Annotated in this window: 10 protein-coding genes; 7 read left to right on the forward strand and 3 right to left on the reverse strand. The window is 71.5% G+C overall.

Annotated features, from left to right (window positions below; all coding sequences use genetic code 11):
• Positions 1-15 precede the first annotated feature (15 nt).
• The 5 genes from rimO (at position 16) to KSO97_RS01065 (ending at position 7,764) form a co-directional block, all read left to right on the forward strand.
• The gene (gene rimO, locus KSO97_RS01045; RefSeq protein WP_374198423.1) at positions 16-1,449 is read left to right on the forward strand and encodes a 30S ribosomal protein S12 methylthiotransferase RimO; all 1,434 of its coding nucleotides are present in this window, start codon (positions 16-18) and stop codon (positions 1,447-1,449) included.
• A complete protein-coding gene (gene pgsA, locus KSO97_RS01050; RefSeq protein ID WP_232675946.1) occupies positions 1,446-2,087 on the forward strand; it encodes a CDP-diacylglycerol--glycerol-3-phosphate 3-phosphatidyltransferase in 642 nt (213 codons plus the stop codon). Before rimO ends, pgsA begins: the two co-directional genes overlap by 4 nt.
• A gap of 119 nt (positions 2,088-2,206) precedes the next feature.
• The gene (locus KSO97_RS01055) at positions 2,207-4,594 is read left to right on the forward strand and encodes a bifunctional UDP-sugar hydrolase/5'-nucleotidase (protein WP_232675947.1); all 2,388 of its coding nucleotides are present in this window, start codon (positions 2,207-2,209) and stop codon (positions 4,592-4,594) included.
• 298 nt (positions 4,595-4,892) lie between these two features.
• A complete protein-coding gene (locus tag KSO97_RS01060; RefSeq protein WP_232675948.1) occupies positions 4,893-7,223 on the forward strand; it encodes an ExeM/NucH family extracellular endonuclease in 2,331 nt (776 codons plus the stop codon).
• A 229-nt stretch (positions 7,224-7,452) separates the two neighbouring features.
• Positions 7,453-7,764 carry a helix-turn-helix domain-containing protein gene (locus KSO97_RS01065; protein WP_232676108.1) on the forward strand — a complete coding sequence of 104 codons (312 nt, stop codon included), beginning with the start codon at positions 7,453-7,455 and terminating at the stop codon, positions 7,762-7,764.
• Positions 7,765-7,780: 16 nt separating this feature from the next.
• Here KSO97_RS01065 and KSO97_RS01070 read toward each other — a convergent pair whose 3' ends face one another.
• Both KSO97_RS01070 and KSO97_RS01075 read right to left on the reverse strand, forming a co-directional pair.
• Positions 7,781-8,584 carry a DNA-formamidopyrimidine glycosylase family protein gene (locus KSO97_RS01070; RefSeq protein ID WP_232675951.1) on the reverse strand — a complete coding sequence of 268 codons (804 nt, stop codon included), beginning with the start codon at positions 8,582-8,584 and terminating at the stop codon, positions 7,781-7,783.
• Complete coding sequence (locus KSO97_RS01075; protein WP_374198424.1) at positions 8,571-13,214, reverse strand: ATP-dependent helicase; 4,644 nt, start codon at positions 13,212-13,214, stop codon at positions 8,571-8,573. Before KSO97_RS01075 ends, KSO97_RS01070 begins: the two co-directional genes overlap by 14 nt.
• Before the next feature lie 102 nt (positions 13,215-13,316).
• On the opposite strand from KSO97_RS01075, the gene KSO97_RS01080 reads away from it, so the two are divergent.
• Together KSO97_RS01080 and KSO97_RS01085 are read left to right on the forward strand one after the other, a co-directional pair.
• Entirely contained in the window at positions 13,317-15,080 is a 1,764-nt protein-coding gene (locus KSO97_RS01080; RefSeq protein ID WP_232675953.1) for an N-6 DNA methylase, read from the forward strand.
• A 49-nt stretch (positions 15,081-15,129) separates the two neighbouring features.
• Positions 15,130-15,585, forward strand: coding sequence for an HNH endonuclease (locus KSO97_RS01085; protein WP_232675954.1), 456 nt, complete (start codon positions 15,130-15,132; stop codon positions 15,583-15,585).
• Between the two features lie 31 nt (positions 15,586-15,616).
• On the opposite strand, the gene KSO97_RS01090 is transcribed toward KSO97_RS01085, so the two are convergent.
• A complete protein-coding gene (locus KSO97_RS01090) occupies positions 15,617-16,195 on the reverse strand; it encodes a cob(I)yrinic acid a,c-diamide adenosyltransferase (protein ID WP_232675955.1) in 579 nt (192 codons plus the stop codon).
• Between the last annotated feature and the right edge of the window lie 23 nt (positions 16,196-16,218).

Raw genomic sequence — 16,218 nt, forward strand, 5'->3', positions numbered from 1 at the left:
CATACTCGGCTCGCTATGACCACCGCATCCTCAGCCCCGACAGCGCCCGACCAGGCACCGAAGCCGGTTGCGGTCGCGATGCTGACACTCGGCTGCGCACGCAACGAGGTCGACTCCGAGGAGCTGGCCGGCCGGCTCGCCGCGGACGGCTTCGAGCTCGTGCAGGACCCGGCCGATGCCGACACCGTGGTGGTCAACACGTGCGGTTTCGTCGAGCAGGCCAAGAAGGACTCGGTCGACGCGCTGCTCGAGGCGAGTGATCTGAAGGAGAGCGGTCGGCCTCGCGCCGTCGTCGCCGTGGGATGTCTGGCCGAGCGCTACGGCGCCGAGCTCGCCTCGTCCCTGCCCGAGGCCGATGCCGTGCTCGGCTTCGACGACTACGAGGACATCGCCGGGCGGCTGCGGTCGGTGCTCGCGGGGGAGCAGCTGCACCCGCACACGCCCCAGGACCGTCGTCTGCTGCTGCCGATCAGCCCGGCCGATCGCCAGGCCGAGGGTGCGCCCGTGGTGGCTCCCCGAGCCAGGCTGGAGAGCGGCCCGCTCGCACCGGTCAAGCTCGCGAGCGGTTGCGACCGTCGCTGCACCTTCTGCGCGATCCCGATGTTCCGGGGCTCGTTCGTGAGCCGCCGACCCTCCGACGTGATCGCCGAGTCGCGCTGGCTCGCCTCGTCCGAGGGCGTCCGCGAGCTGTTCCTGGTCTCGGAGAACTCCACGTCCTACGGCAAGGACCTCGGCGACCTGCGCCTGCTGGAGACGATGCTGCCGGAGCTGACCGCGATCGACGGCGTCGAGCGCGTGCGTGTGTCCTACCTCCAGCCGGCTGAAACGCGGCCCGGGCTGATCGAGGCGATCGCCACCACGCCTGGTGTCGTCCCGTACTTCGATCTGTCGTTCCAGCACGCCAGCGGCCCGGTTCTGCGTCGGATGCGCCGTTTCGGCGATGCCGAGAGCTTCCTGGCCCTGCTCGAGCGCGTGCGCGACCTGTCGCCGCATGCCGGGGTGCGGTCCAACATCATCGTCGGCTTCCCCGGCGAGACCGAGGCGGACCTGCAGGTCCTGTGCGACTTCCTCGTCGAGGCTCGGATGGACGTCACCGGGGTGTTCGGGTACTCCGACGAGGACGGCACCGAGGCGGCGTCCTTCAACGACAAGGTGGACGAGGACGAGGTGCTGGCCCGCGTGCAGCACGTCTCCTCGCTGGTCGAGGAGCTCACCGCGCAGCGTGCGGAGGAGCGCATCGGCGAGCACGTCGAGGTGCTCGTGGAGTCGGTCGAGGACGGCGTCGCCGAGGGTCGTGCGGAACAGCAGGGCCCCGAGGTCGACGGCATCACCCGGCTCACCGCCACGGTCGGTCCGGTCCCGTGGCGCGTCGGAGACCTGGTGCCCGCCGTCGTGGTGAGCACCGAGGGCATCGACCTGGTCGCCGAGCCGACAGGAGCCGCCCGATGACCGATCCGACGAATCCGGGTGCCGCCGGCAACTCCGCGCCCAGCGGCTCGGCGCCGAGCAACCTGAACCTGCCGAATGCCCTGACGACGATGCGGATCGCGCTCGTACCCGTCTACGGCTGGTTCCTCCTGGGCCATGACCACGACAGTGTGCTGTGGCGCAGCCTGGCGTGGGTGATCTTCGCGATCGCGATGATCACCGACAAGATCGACGGCGACATCGCGCGGTCGCGCGGCCTGATCACCGACTTCGGCAAGATCGCCGACCCGATCGCTGACAAGGCGCTGACCGGCATGGCCTTCGTCGCGCTCTCGATCACCGGAGACATCTGGTGGTGGGTGACGATCCTGGTGCTCACCCGCGAGTGGTCGGTGACGTTGCTGCGCCTCTCGGTAGCCAAGCACGTGGTGATGGCTGCCAACCAGAGCGGAAAGCTCAAGACGACGCTGCAGGCGCTCGCGCTCGGCGGGATCACCCTGCCGGGCCGTCAGCTCGCGGGCTGGGCCGACGTCCCGGGCGACATCTTCTACCTCACCGCGCAGGTCCTCCTGGTCGCCGCGGTCGCGATGACGTTGTACTCCGGGTACGAGTTCTTCCGGGACTTCTGGCAGCAGCGCCGGCGCACGCCCACGCCCTGAACCGCAGCGAGACACGCAACACGATCGTCGCCGAACGGCAACCGAGCACTAGCGCAGAAGTAGCTAGAACGGACTAGGGTCTGTGGCCCAGGTCACCTACTCGAAGGCAGGTCCGTTCCGTGTCCAGTCGTGCAACTCCTCCCCACGGACGGCGCCGCAGCGTCGCCCTCGTCGGGGCGGCCGTCCTGACCGCGACGGCGCTCGTGCCGGTCGCCTTCGGCGCTGCTCCGGCGCAGGCCGCCGACCCCGTGTACGTCAACATCGTGGCGACCAACGACTTCCATGGTCGTATTCGTTCCAACGGCGCCGAGGCCGGTGCCGCGGTGCTGGCAGGTGCCGTCGACCAGATGCGCACGCAGTACGCCAATACGGTCTTCGCCGCCGCAGGCGACCTCATCGGAGCCTCGACGTTCGAGTCGTTCGTGGCGAACGACAAGCCGACGATCGACGCGCTCAACGAGGCGGGTCTGGAAGTCTCGGCGGCCGGAAATCACGAGTTCGACCAGGGCTATGACGACCTCGTCAACCGCGTCCTCAAGCCGGCCTCGGCCAGCAACCCCGACGGCGGCGCCTCCTGGAAGTACCTCGCTGCCAACGTGAAGCTGAAGTCGAACGGGAACCCGGCTCTGGATCCGACCTGGGTCAAGACCTTCAACCCCGGCAGCGCCTCGGAGGTCAAGGTGGGCTTCGTCGGAGCCGTGACCGAGCACCTGCCCGAGCTCGTCTCGCCGGCCGGCATCTCCCAGCTGCAGATCACCGACGTCGTGGCCGCGGTCAACACCGAGGCCGACGCTCTCAAGGCGTCCGGCGTCGACATCGTCGTCATGCTCGTCCACGAGGGTGCTCCCTCGACGAACTGCGCCACCATGGACGACGACCCGACCTCCGACTTCGGCAGCATCGTCACCGGCGTCAACGCCAACGTCGACGCCATCGTGTCGGGGCACACCCACCTTGCCTACGACTGCTCGTTCCCCGTGGCCGCCTGGGCGGACCGCCCGGTCAAGGAGCGCTCGGTGGTCTCGGCCGGTCAGTACGGCATGAACCTGAACCGTCTGGGCTTCTCCTACGACGCGGCGGCCAACCAACTGACCGGCGTCGAGCACGAGCTGCTCGCGCTCGCCTCCTGCAACGACACCTGCCAGGCGGCTACGCCGACCTGGACCGCGAAGTTCCCCGCCGATGCGGCGACCAAGACCATCGTCGACAAGGCGGTGACCCAGGCCGACGTACTCGGCGCGGCGCCGCTCGGCAAGATCGGCGGGGCCTTCAGCCGCGCGCGCCGTCCTGCCCCGGACAACCCGCAGACGTTCGCCGAGAACCGCGGCGGCGAATCCTCGCTGGGCAACCTGGTCGCCGAGGTGCAGCGCTGGGCGACGTCGGCCACCGAGTCCGGGTCGGCCCAGATCGCCTTCATGAATCCCGGTGGCCTGCGCGCCGACATGACCGGATCCGGTACCGACGCCTTCCCGCGGACGTTGACCTACAAGCAGGCGGCCGTGGTGCAGCCGTTCGCCAACACGTTGGTCAATATGCGGATGACCGGAGCCCAGATCGCGGCGCTGCTCGAGCAGCAGTGGCAGCCGACGGGCTCCTCGCGACCGTTCCTCCGGCTCGGCGTCTCCGAGGGCTTCACCTACACCTACGACCCGGCGGCTGCGGCCGGCTCCCGGATCACCGGGATGTGGTTGAACGGCACCGCGGTGCAGGACGCGACGTCGTATTCGGTGACCGCGAACTCGTTCCTCGCGGCGGGTGGCGACAACTTCACGGTGTTCCGCGACGCCACCCAGATGCGCGACTCCGGCAAGGTCGATCTCGCGGCGATGGTGGACTACCTCGCCGAGTTCGCCGACGACAACCTTCCGGTCGACTACGGTCAGCGCGCGGTCGGGGTGACCTTCCCCGCGGGTGCGCCGGCGACGTACCGGCCGGGGCAGACCGTGGCGTTCGACGTCTCCTCGCTCGCGATGAGCGGTGCCGGAGACGCGACCGACACCGAGGTCGAGGTGAAGCTCGGCGGGGTGACCCTCGGGTCGGCACCGGTGGACAACACCGTCGCCCCGGGAGCCACCGACGACGAGGCAGGCAAGGCCTCGGTCTCGGTGGTCGTGCCGGCATCGGCCGCTCCGGGCCGTCGTGCGCTGACCGTCACGGGTGCCACGACGGGTACCTCGATCACGGTCCCCATCACGATCGCCGCAGCTCCGAAGGCCGACGCGAAGATCACCGGAACGGTGACCCCGCGACGCGTGGTGGCGGGCAAGGCGCCGGTGAAGGTGACGATCAGCGTCCGCCGTGCGGGTGGCCCCGCGGCCGGCAAGGTGCTGGTGAAGTTCAACGGGAAGGTCCGCACGGTCACCCTGAAGAACGGCCGTGCCACGCTCTCGCTGGGCAAGGTCGCCAAGCCGGGTCGCAAGGTCGTCACGGTCGCCTACGCGGGCAACCAGACGACCAACGCCGCCGGCAAGCGGATCGTGTTCGTCGTCCAGCCTCGCAAGCGCTGACCTAGCGCTGGGTGGGGCGGCGCCATCGCGCCGCCCCACCCGCCGCACCTCGTCAGCGGGGTGCCGATCTCTCTCGGGCCACGTCGCTCGCTCGTCGAGCGCCGTGGGATTGAGAAGTCCCGCCAGTAGGGCAGATGTCGGCTGGCCGCCGCCCCCGCACGCACCTGAGCACCAACTCCAGAGGTCGCCGTGCCTCCGGCACGCCTCCCTCCTCGGCGGCACTCATGCACGCACCGGAGCGACGCCCACCACGACAGCCCCTACTGCGCGACCTCAAACTCTCGGAAGGCACCACCCCATGTCCCACCCCAGCACAGCCCCACGTCGCCGCCCCCGGACCGGATCCATCGCGGTGGTCGTCGTCACGGCACTCCTCTCGAGCGCGACCCTGCTCGGTCCCGCTCGCGTGGATGCCTCCGCCCCGTCCCAGGCCGCTGACGTCGTGGAGATCGCCGCCGTCCAGGGCACCGGCTCCGCCTCGCCGCTCGCAGGCGCGACCGTCACGGTCGAAGGCGTGGTCACGGCATCGTTCCCCACGGGGGGCTTCCGTGGCTTCTACCTCCAGACCGCCGGCAGCGGCGGTGAGCAGGACGCGACCCCCGGTGCCTCGGACGCCGTCTTCGTCTACACCCCGGCGCTTGCGGTCGGCGACTACCCCGAGGTCGGCGCCTCGCGCCGGGTGACCGGAGCCGTCAGCGAGTATCAAGGGCTGACCGAGATCACCGCGAGCGGAGGCTCGATCACCCCGATCCCCGATCTCGAGCCGATCACCCCGCGTGCGGTGATCCCAGGAACCGACTGCGAACTTCCCGGCGACCGCTGCCTCACCGACGCGGCCCTCGAGGCCGCCCGTGAGGCGCACGAGGGTGAGCTGTTCCTACCGCGCGGGCCGGTGACCGTGACCGACAGCTACGACGGCTCGGCCTTCCAGGCCGGTGCGTCGCCGTCCAGCGCGATGTACGGCGAGATCGGCCTGGCCGCACAGAGCGAGATCCCGCTGATCACTCCGACCGAGGTGATCGACGCCCAGGACCGCCCGGGGATCGCGGCTCGCACCGCGTACAACGATGCCCACCGCATCGTGCTCGACGACGGGTCGAGCACGAACTACGCCACCGCCGCCGGCAGTGCGTTGCCCTACCCCTGGCTCACCCCAGACCACACCGTGCGCGTCGGGGCCGCCGTCACATTCAGCGATCCGGTGGTCCTGGACTTCCGCTTCGGCTGGAAGCTCCAACCGCAGGGCCAGGTCGTGGGCGTTCCTCGCGGCATCTCCTTCGCGCAGGACCGCGCAGCCGCCCCGGCCGACGTCGGCGGCGACGTCGCGCTCGGCACGTTCAACGTGCTGAACTACTTCACCACGCTCGGCGTGGACCAGGACGGTGCGTGCACCGCCTACAACGACCGCACCGGTGCTCCGATCACCGTCCGATCGTGCCCCGACGGCGGTCCGCGCGGAGCCTGGGATGCGGCGAATCTCGCCCGGCAGCAGGCCAAGATCGTGGCCTCGATCAACGCGCTCGGTGCCGACATCGTCTCGTTGGAGGAGATCGAGAACTCCGCGGTCGTCGACCGAGACGACCGCGACGAGGCGGTCGCTGCGCTGGTCGCGGCACTCAACGAGAACGCCGGGCGCGAGCGATGGCGGTTCGCGCCGTCACCGGCCGAGGTGCCCGCGAACGAGGACGTCATCCGCACGGCCTTCATCTACGATCCGTCAGCAGTCCGTCTGGTGGGTGAGTCCCAGATCCTGGGGGGAGAGGCGGCGTTCGACAACGCGCGTCAGCCGCTGGCTCAGGTGTTCGCGCCGCAGGGAGCCACCGGTCTCGACGATGCGTTCCTGGTGATCGTGAACCACTTCAAGTCCAAGGGCTCGGGCACACCGGACCCCGACGGCCAAGGCAATGCGAACGCAGACCGGGTCGCCCAGGCCGAGGCGCTCGTACGGTTCGCCGATGAAGTGGCGCGTGATCGTGGTGTCGGGCCCGTCTTCCTCACCGGCGACTTCAACGCCTACTCCGCCGAGGACCCGGTCCAGGCCATCGAGGCGGCCGGCTACACCAATCTCGAGCCGACCACCGATCCGCACGAGCGCAGCTACAGCTTCGACGGTGCCGTGGGGTCGCTTGATCACGTCTTCGCCAACGAGGCCGCCGCGGCGCTGGTCAGCGACGTCGACATCTGGACGACCAACGCCTACGAGCCGGTCTTCTACGAGTACAGCCGATTCGACGCCAACATCACCAGGCTCTACGACGCGTCACCCTTCCGGGCCTCCGACCACAACCCGGAGATCGTCGGCATCGACCTCCCGGGCGCGGGGTCCGAGGAGCCGCAGGAGCCGAGTCCGCCGCGGTTCGAGACGACGGTCCAGCCCGATCCGGTGCGGTGGCTGCGCCCCGTGCGCCTCCGCATCGCCGTGACGACCGAGGGTGGGCGACCGGCGTCCGGGACGGTCGTCGTCCACGATCGCCTCCTCGCACTGCGGGCACGTCTCGTCGACGGCGTCGCCCAGGTGACGTTGCCCGGCTACCTGGTGCCTGGTGCCAAGCAGGTGCGGATCCGGTACTCGGGCGACGACGAGGTGGCCGCCGGTGAGCACTCGCTGAGGTTCCGGGTGCTCCTCTGATCCTGCTCGGTAGGCCGCCCACGTTGACGCGCCCACGTTGACCCGTCTCTGTCTCAAGACGGGTCAACGCGCGGCGGTGGCCTCGATCCGGCCGACCGGGCCAGCGCGTGTCGGTGCCACTGAGACCAGCGACTTCTCAGGACCGGGGCCACATCGTCGATCCTCAGCAGGGAAGAAGGACCGATCCGGTAGCGTTGCGGCAGACGTGGGCGAGCGGAAGGAGACCGCGATGGTGCTGTTCCGGCGGATGCTGGGGGACGTGCTGCGCGATCGTCGTATCGAGCGCGGGATGACGCTGCGTGAGGTCTCCGCCGAGGCCCGGGTCTCACTCGGCTACATCTCCGAGATCGAGCGCGGTCAGAAGGAGGCGTCCTCCGAGTTGCTCGCCTCGCTGTGCGGCGCTCTGGAGATGCCCCTCTCCGCGGTACTCCGCGAGGTGTCCGATGCCGTGGCGCTCGAGGAGGCCGCGCTCCAGACGATCCCGATCTCGGCGCCGCTCGCGGCCCGTTCGCACCCCGACGTCGTCGCCTCGGCCGCCTGACAGAGCCGGAGCAGGCTCAGGTCGCGTCGGTCGGCACCGGTTGGCAGGCGGGACACCAGTAGATCGCTCGCTCGCGGCCGCTCGGGCCCGCCATGTCGACCTCGATGGTCGCACCGCAGCGGCGGCACGCTCGACCGTCGCGACGGTAGACCCAGTGCGGCTCGCGCAGGTCGCCCGTGGTCGCCTGAATCGCTCGCTCTTTGTTGAGGTCGAGCATCTGGCGCGCCCGCCGCACCAGCCGTGCGAGCCGATCGACCTCGCCCACAGGTTGCCGGGGGTGGTAGCCGGAGATGAAGCACAGCTCGGCCGCGTACATGTTCCCGATGCCCGCCAGGTTGCGCTGGTCGAGCAGGGCCTGGTGGAGCGGTATCGCGGGGTCGGCGGTCAGACGGGCGAGGGCGATCTCCTCGCTCCAGTCCGGCCCGAGCAGGTCGGGGCCGAGATAGCCCAGCAGGGCCTCCTCCTCGGCGGTCGGGAGCAGCTCGACGATGCCGAGCGAGAATCCCACTGCCTGACGTCGCGGCACGGTCAGCACGACGCGGGCCTGGTGCGCCGGCCGCCGCCACCGCTCGCCGTCCTCGATGATGCGCCAGGCCCCCTCCATCTTCAGGTGGGTGTGCAGCGTCCACCGGCCGCCGTCGACGTCGACGAGTCGAGTCAGGAGATGCTTGCCGCGCGAACGGGTGCGTTCGACGGTGGCACCGCGGAGGTCGACGGTGGCCAGCTCGGGAACGCGGAAGTCGGATCCGACCAGCTCGTGGCCCGACAGTGCGCGATCCAGGAGACGCGCTGAGCGGAAGACGGTGTCACCCTCCGGCACCGCGGATCCTCAATCCCTGCGGCGTCGCGACGAACCCGGCAGCGTCCAGGGCCTGCCGCAACGGCGTGGCCCCAGCTCCCAGCACCGGTACTCCGTCCGCTCGCTCGACGGTCAGACGTCCGAGGGCACCCGCGCGCACGCGATCGGCGAGCGCCGACGTCGCGGCCGTCAGCGCGACGGCGTCCTCAGTCCAGGTGAGCAGTGTGCGCCCACCGCGCTCGACGTAGAGCGCGAGATCGCCGTCGACCAGGACGACGAGCGCCCCCGCCTTGCGACCTGGCCGATGGCCGCCGTCGCCGCCGGGCCACGGCAGTGCCGCGCCGTACGGATTGGCCGGATCGGTCGCGGCCAAGGTCACCGTCGTCGGGGGCGCCGCCGGGTCGACCTCGCCGAAGGTGCGGAGGCGATCGACGGCGCCGGCCGTGCCGAACTGCGCGGCTCCGAGTCCGTCCACGAAGTAGCCACGTCGGCAGCGTCCGCTCTCCTCGAAGCGGGCGAGCACCCGGTACACCGCGGCGAAGCCGCCGGTCGTGCGCTCGTTCATCACAGCTCCGCGGACCACGAGACCGTGCCGGTCGAGCAGACGTTCCGCGTGGGCGTGCGCCCGCCGGGTCGGGTCGGCCTCGCGTGCCGGGAGCAGGGCCCAGCGCCCCGCCGTCTCCGGGGGACCCGAGCGGACGGTGCGGCCCGGTCGGCCGGTGCGGGGCGGTGGACGTCGGCTGCGGTGGGCAGGGGCCCCGGCGCGGGTCAGTGCGCGCAACGGCGTCACGGTGTCGTTGGTCAGGTGGCCCCGCCAGACCAGATCCCACAGCGCGGCCGAGAGAGCCGCGTCGTCGGTGCAGCCGGCGGCCTCGGCGAGTGGCCGGAAGAACCATCCGCCACCCCCGGCGAGGACCTCGAGTACGCGCTCGGCCAGTTCGGGGACGTCGTCGACGTCGGCGTCGGGCAGGGTCAGCGGCGCCTGGTCGGCCAGGTGCAGGCTCACCCAGCCGTCGGAGCCGGAGATCGGTCCGTGGCCGCACCACGTGACCTCGCCGGTGGCGGTGAGTTCGTCGAGCATTCCTGGCGCGTAGTCGCGCACCCTCGCCGGCAGCACCAGCGACTCCAGCGCGCTGGCGGGCAGCGGGCATCCAGCGAGCTGCTCGACGGCGGTCAGCACACCGTCCACGCCGCGCAGCCCGCGACCCTGGCAGTGCTGCCAGACGGGAAGGAAGCGCGCCAACGCCGAGCGCTCGACGGGCTCGACCTGCTGACGCAGATGTGCGAGAGACCGTCGTCGCAACCGACGCAGCACTTCGGCGTCACACCACTCCGCCCCTGTTCCCGCCGGCCTGAACTCGCCCTCCACGACGCGCCCCTGCGCCGCGAGCCGCTGGAGGGTATGGGCCACGACGGCAGAACCCAGACCCAGCCGCTCCCCGACGTCGGCGACGGTGAACGGGCCGTGGGTGCGGGCGTACCGAGCGACCAGGTCGCCGAGCGGGTCCTCGACCGGCTCGGCGAAGACGTCCGGGGTGCCGGGCGGAACCGGGACGCCGAGACCGTCGCGCAGGCGGGCGACGTCCTCGACGATCGCCCAGCAGTCGCGACCGGAGAGCCGGATCCGCACCACGCGGCGCGCCGTCTGGAGGTGGTCGATCCAGCTGGTGATCGCCTCGGGCGAGGTCGATCGTGCGGCGATCTCGTCGTCGGTCAACGGGCCGAGCAGGCGCAGCAGGTCGACCAGTCCCTCGGCGTCGCGGACCCGGCGGTCGGAGGAGAGACGTTGGAGCTGCTCCTCGACCTCGGCGAGCACGTCGGCGTCGAGAAGCTCACGCAGCTCGGCCCGGCCGAGCAGCTCGGCGAGCAGGCCCTGGTCGAGGGAGAGTGCCGCGGCGCGACGCTCGGCGATCGGAGAGTCGCCCTCGTACATGAACTGGGCGACGTATCCGAAGAGCAGCGACCGCGCGAACGGCGACGGTGAGTGGGTGGTGACGTCGGTGACGACGACCTCGCGACGCTCGATGGCGCGGTGGAGGTCGACCAGTGCGGGCAGGTCGTAGACGTCCTGCAGACACTCCCGGACGGCCTCGAGAACGATCGGGAACGACGGGTACTTGACCGCGACCTCCAACAGGGCCGCGGCACGTTGGCGCTGCTGCCACAGCGGGGAGCGCCGGCCGGGGTCACGTCGAGGGAGGAGCAGGGCGCGCGCGGCGCACTCACGGAACCGCGCGGCGAAGAGCGCCGAGCCACCGACCTCCCGGGTGACGAGGTCGTCGAGCTCGTCGGCCTCGAAGACGACGAGATCCGCGCCGGGCGGCTCCGCGTCGGTGTCGGGGACGCGGATGACGATGCCGTCGTCGGAGGCCAGCGCCTGGCCGTCGACACCGTGCCGCTCGCGGAGACGGGCGTTGATCGCCAGGGCCCACGGCGCGTGGACGGGAGTGCCGTAGGGGGAGTGGACGACCAGGCGCCAGTCGCCGAGCTCGTCGCGGAAGCGTTCGACCAGGATGAGCGAGTCGGTCGGCAGCACCTGCGTCGCCTCGGCCTGCTCACGCACGTAGGCGACCAGGTTGGCCGCTGCCCACGCATCGAGGCCCGCGCTGGCGGCTCGTCGCTCAGCCGCGTCCTGAGGGAGAGCCCCCAGCTCGCGGGTGAATCGGCCGATCGCCGCACCGAGCTCGGCCGGTCGACCCAGCGAGTCGCCCTTCCAGAAGGGGAGGCGCCCAGGGATCCCCGGGGCCGGTGTGACCAGAACGCGATCGTGGGTGATGTCCTCGATACGCCAGCTGGTCGCGCCGAGCGCGAACACGTCGCCGACGCGTGATTCGTAGACCATCTCCTCGTCGAGCTCGCCCACCCGACGTCCGGCCCCCTGCTCGGCCCCGACGAGGAAGACCCCGAAGAGACCACGGTCGGGGATGGTGCCGCCGCTGGTGACGGCGAGGCGTTGCGCACCCGGCCGACCGGTGATGGTGCCCGCCACCCGGTCCCACACGACGCGAGGACGTAACTCGGCGAACTCCTCGCTGGGGTAGCGGCCGCTCAGCAGGTCCAGCACGGCCTCGTACGCCGAACGCGGCAGCTGGGTGAACGGTGCGGATCGCCGCACGAGCGCGAACAGCTGGTCGATGTCGAGCTCGTCCAGCGCGCAGGCCGCCACGATCTGCTGGGCGAGGACGTCCAGCGGGTTGGTCGGCACCCGCAGCGACTCGATCTCGCCCGCGCGCATCCGCTCCACCGATACCGCGGTCTGTGCCAGATCGCCGCGGTGTTTGGGGAAGAGGACTCCGCGCGAGACCTCGCCGACCTGGTGGCCGGCACGACCCACGCGTTGCAGCGCACTCGCCACGCTCGGGGGCGACTCGATCTGCACCACGAGATCGACCGAGCCCATGTCGATGCCGAGCTCGAGGCTGCTGGTCGCGACCACTGCCGGCAGCCGGCCGCGCTTGAGGTCGTCCTCGATCAGGCCCCGCTGCTCCTTGCTCACCGAGCCGTGGTGGGCCTTGGCGATCACCACGGCGTCGGCCGGATCTGCGTCGTCGCGCCTGTCCGTGTCCTCGGGGGGCGCACTGATGCCGCTGCCGCCGAGCATCGCCGCCGGGATCTCGACCGGCGCGACGCCGGTGGCCCGCTCGGTCGCGATGGTGTTCAGCCGCGCGGTCAGTCGCTCGGCGAGCCGTCGGGAGTTGGCGAAGACGATCGTCGAGGTGTGCTTCTCGATCAGGTCGGCCACCGACTCCTCCACGTGTGGCCACAGGCTCGCGCCGCTTCCGCCGTCGTCCTCGTCGTCTGCGGTGTCCGTCTCCTCCGCGGGTCCAGGACGAGAGACCGGGCCGGGAGCGGTCATGTCGGCGACCGGCACCACGACCTGGAGATCCCACTGCTTCTCCGACGCAGGTGCGACGATGTCGACCGGCGCCGTGCCGCCGAGGAACCGGGCCACCTCCTCCAGCGGGCGCACCGTGGCCGAGAGCCCGATCCGCTGGGCCGGCCGCGGGAGCAGGGCGTCGAGTCGCTCCAGGCTGACGGCGAGGTGGGCGCCGCGCTTGCTGCCGGCGACGGCGTGCACCTCATCGAGCACGACCGTCTCCACGCCCCGCAGCGATTCGCGCGCGCGACTGGTCAGCATGAGGAAGAGCGACTCGGGGGTGGTGATCAGGACGTCGGGAGGCGCGGTGGTCAGCCGTCGACGGTCCGCGGCGCTGGTGTCGCCGGACCGGACACCGACCCGCACGTCCGGCACCGGGATGCCGAGCCGCTCGGCGGTCACCCGGATGCCGGTCAGCGGTGCCCGGAGGTTGCGCTCGACGTCGACGCCGAGGGCCTTGAGCGGGCTGATGTACAGCACACGGGTGCGGGCACCGGCCGCGCCGTCCCCAGAGGCCGGGAGCGATCCGGCGGTCGGGGTGGGCGGCGGCGTCCGCATCAACCGGTCGAGGGACCAGAGGAAGGCACTGAGCGTCTTGCCGGATCCGGTGGGTGCGACCACGAGCGCGTTCCGGCCGGCGGAGATCGCCGACCAGGCGCCGACCTGGGCCGGTGTCGGGGCTGCGAAAGCGGCGGAGAACCAGGTGCGCGTGGGCTCGCTGAACCCGGCGAGCGGGTCGCCCCCGCCCGCCGGCGGAGCATCCACCGTGGCCACGAGTCCAGTGTGGCCGACGGCGCCGCCACTCCGCCCCACACTCCGGGACGGAGGCGACCCGCCGAGATGCCTCGGACGTCCGCGTTCGGTCAAGATGCGTCCGTGGAGCGGTGGCGGGCGAGTGTCGAGGCGGCGGCCGCGCGTCTCGACGCGCCGATCGACGTCTGGCAGGAGGTGCTCGCCGTCCTGGACGGCGCGCCCGCGCCGCGCGATCTCGAGCCGTGGACCGAGGACGGCGCGATCGAGCACCTCGGCGCGGTCTATGAGTCGCTGGTGGAGCGCCGCGCCGCCGAGGGTGTCTACTACACGCCGCCTGCCCTGGCGGACTGGATGGTCGACCGGGTCGCCGAGGCGTGGCCGATCGACCGCCGGATTCCGCGCGTGCTCGATCCGGCGTGCGGCACGGGCAACCTGCTCCTCGCGCTCGCGCGGCGGCTCGTCGATCTGGGCCACCCGGCGCGGCAGGTGGTGCAGTCGATGCACGGCACCGACGTGGACGACGTCGCGGTCCGGATCGCCCGGGCCCGGCTGCGTGCGCTAGCCGGTCCGGACGGCGCGGACGTCATCGACGTCGGCCTCGAGGCGGGGCTGCGTCGAGCCGATGGCCTCGCGACCGTTCCCGGAGGACCGTTCGACGTCGTCCTCGGCAACCCGCCGTTCCTGGGGCAGATGCGTCGCGCCACCCGACGCCCCGTGCCGAGGTCGGCTCCTGGCACGCGCGTCGACGCGTCCGACTCGGGATCGAGCCTGGGGCCCTACGCCGACGTGAGCGCTCGCTTCCTGGAGCAGGCGCTGCGTGACCATGTCGCCGGCGACGGCGTCGTCGCGCTCGTCCAACCGTGGTCGGTGCTCGCCGCACGAGACACCGCCAGCGTGCGGCGCCTGGCGACCGACCGCGGAGGGATCACGGCCTTCTGGGCCTCGCGTACCTCGGTGTTCCCCGGCGTCTCGGTGCTGGCGTGCGTCGTCGTCGTCCGCTGCGGGGCCACCGATGCGGGCCGTGAGGCGGTGCCGACCTGGCACGGGCCCGGCTTCCAGCGCGGACCCGACATCGCGCCGCCCGAGCTCGAGTGGGGACCCCTGGCAGCGCCGTCGGTGCCTCTGCCGGTGGTCCGTCCGGTGGCGGCGCGGGGGAGCCGGGCCACGCTCGCCGCGCTGGCCACCGCGACCTCCGACTTCCGTGATCAGTTCTACGGCCTCGTGCCGCACGTGACCGAGGCTCCCGACCTCCACGACGTCGATCGCTGGGCCCCGCTGATCACGTCCGGTCTGATCGAGCCCGGCCTGTCGCTGTGGGGTCGGCGCGCGGCGACGTTCGCCGGACGACGCTTGCAGCGCCCCGTGGTCGACCTGTCCTCGCTGGCCGCCGACGAGCGGCTGGCGACGTGGGCTGCCGCACGACGCGTGCCGAAGGTCCTCGTCGCGGCTCAGGGTCGCGTGATCGAGGGCGTCGCCGACCCCGACGGTGTCTGGCTGCCCTCGGTGCCGGTGGTCAGCGTCGTCCCTGACGACGTGGACGGGCTGTGGCGGGTCCTGGCTGTGCTGACCGCGCCGCCGATCGCCGCCGCGACCGTCGGTCGGTATCTCGGTGCCGGCCGATCGGCGACGTCGCACCGCTTCAGCGCACGCCAGCTGCTCGACCTCCCGCTCCCGGTGGATGCCGGTGCCTGGCAGGAGGCCGCCGACCTGCTGCGCGCTGGGGCGGCGGAACCGGAGGGGATGGCCTGGCCCCGTCTGGAGGAGGTCGCGGTGGCGATGGCACGCGCGTACCGGGAGGACGACGCGACGCCCTGGTGGCTGAGCGTCGTCGGCCGTTCACATCCCGACAACGCGCTCTCAACCGCGAGGAAATCGCGGGTGCGTTGACTTCCTCGCATCTACTCTGGACCTGACGCCTGCGAGGAGGTGGTCGGCCGTGAGCACACTGACGGGCTCGGTGCTGCTCTACAACGCCTCGTTCGAGCCGATGGGTCGGGTCAGCTTCCAGCACGCGGTGAAGATGCTCGTGCGCGAGGTCGCCGTCGTCCACGAGGCCCACGGCGAGCGGATGATCGGGCCCTACCAATGGCCGCGTGCGTTGCGGCTGGTGCGCTACGTCGCGACGAAATGGCTCTACCGACCCGCCGGCTTCACCCGGCAGGGCGTCCTGGTCCGCGATCGCTACTGCTGCGCCTACTGCGGCGCGGTGGCCCGGACCGTCGACCATCTCGTGCCCCGATCCCGCGGCGGCACCTGGACCTGGGAGAACACCGTCGCCGCCTGCGGCCCGTGCAACGAGCGCAAGGGCAACCGGACGCCGTCCGAGGCGGGCATGCGATTGCGCATCGAGCCGTGGCACCCCACGCGGGCGCAGGTCGCCGCCTGGACGTGATCGTCCGCTGCGGGACGGGTCGGACGGAGGCTCAGGCTCCGCGCTCGCCGCCCGGCACCCACAGGACGTCGCCCTGCTCGCGGTTGGCGTGGCGGGCCAGGATGAACACCAGGTCGGAGAGCCGGTTGAGGTAGGTGATGGCGAGCCTGTTCATCGACTCCCCGTGGACCTCGAAGGCGGCCCAGGCGGAGCGCTCGGCGCGGCGGATGACGGTGCGACTGACGTGGAGGTGGGCACCGCCGGGCGTGCCGCCGTTGAGGATGAACGAGCGCAACGCCGGAAGGTCGGCGTTGTACCGGTCGCACCAGCCCTCGAGGCGGTCGATGTAGTCCTGTTCCACGCGCAGCGGCGGGAACTCCGGGTCCGCGACGACCGGCGTGCAGAAGTCGGCGCCGACATCGAAGAGGTCGTTCTGCACGTGCATGAGCACCGCGACGACGTCGTCCTCGAGCCCGCCGAGGGTGACGGCGAGGCCGAGCGTCGCGTTCGCCTCGTCGACGTCGGCGTAGGCGTGCAGCCGCGGATCGTTCTTCGTGGTGACGCTCATGTCGCCGAGCCGGGTCTCCCCGCCGTCGCCGGTCCGGGTGTAGATGCGCGTCAGATTCACCACGGGGCCACGGTAGCGAGCAGGGA

The sequence above is a fragment of the Nocardioides sp. R-C-SC26 genome, from assembly GCF_021246465.1.
GTDB lineage: Bacteria > Actinomycetota > Actinomycetes > Propionibacteriales > Nocardioidaceae > Nocardioides.

Coding starts and splice junctions, on each gene's coding strand:
- rimO (WP_374198423.1), top strand. CDS start 16: ATGACCACCGCATCCTCAGCCCCGACAGCGCCCGACCAGGCACCGAAG.
- pgsA (WP_232675946.1), top strand. CDS start 1,446: ATGACCGATCCGACGAATCCGGGTGCCGCCGGCAACTCCGCGCCCAGC.
- KSO97_RS01060 (WP_232675948.1), top strand. CDS start 4,893: ATGTCCCACCCCAGCACAGCCCCACGTCGCCGCCCCCGGACCGGATCC.
- KSO97_RS01065 (WP_232676108.1), top strand. CDS start 7,453: ATGGTGCTGTTCCGGCGGATGCTGGGGGACGTGCTGCGCGATCGTCGT.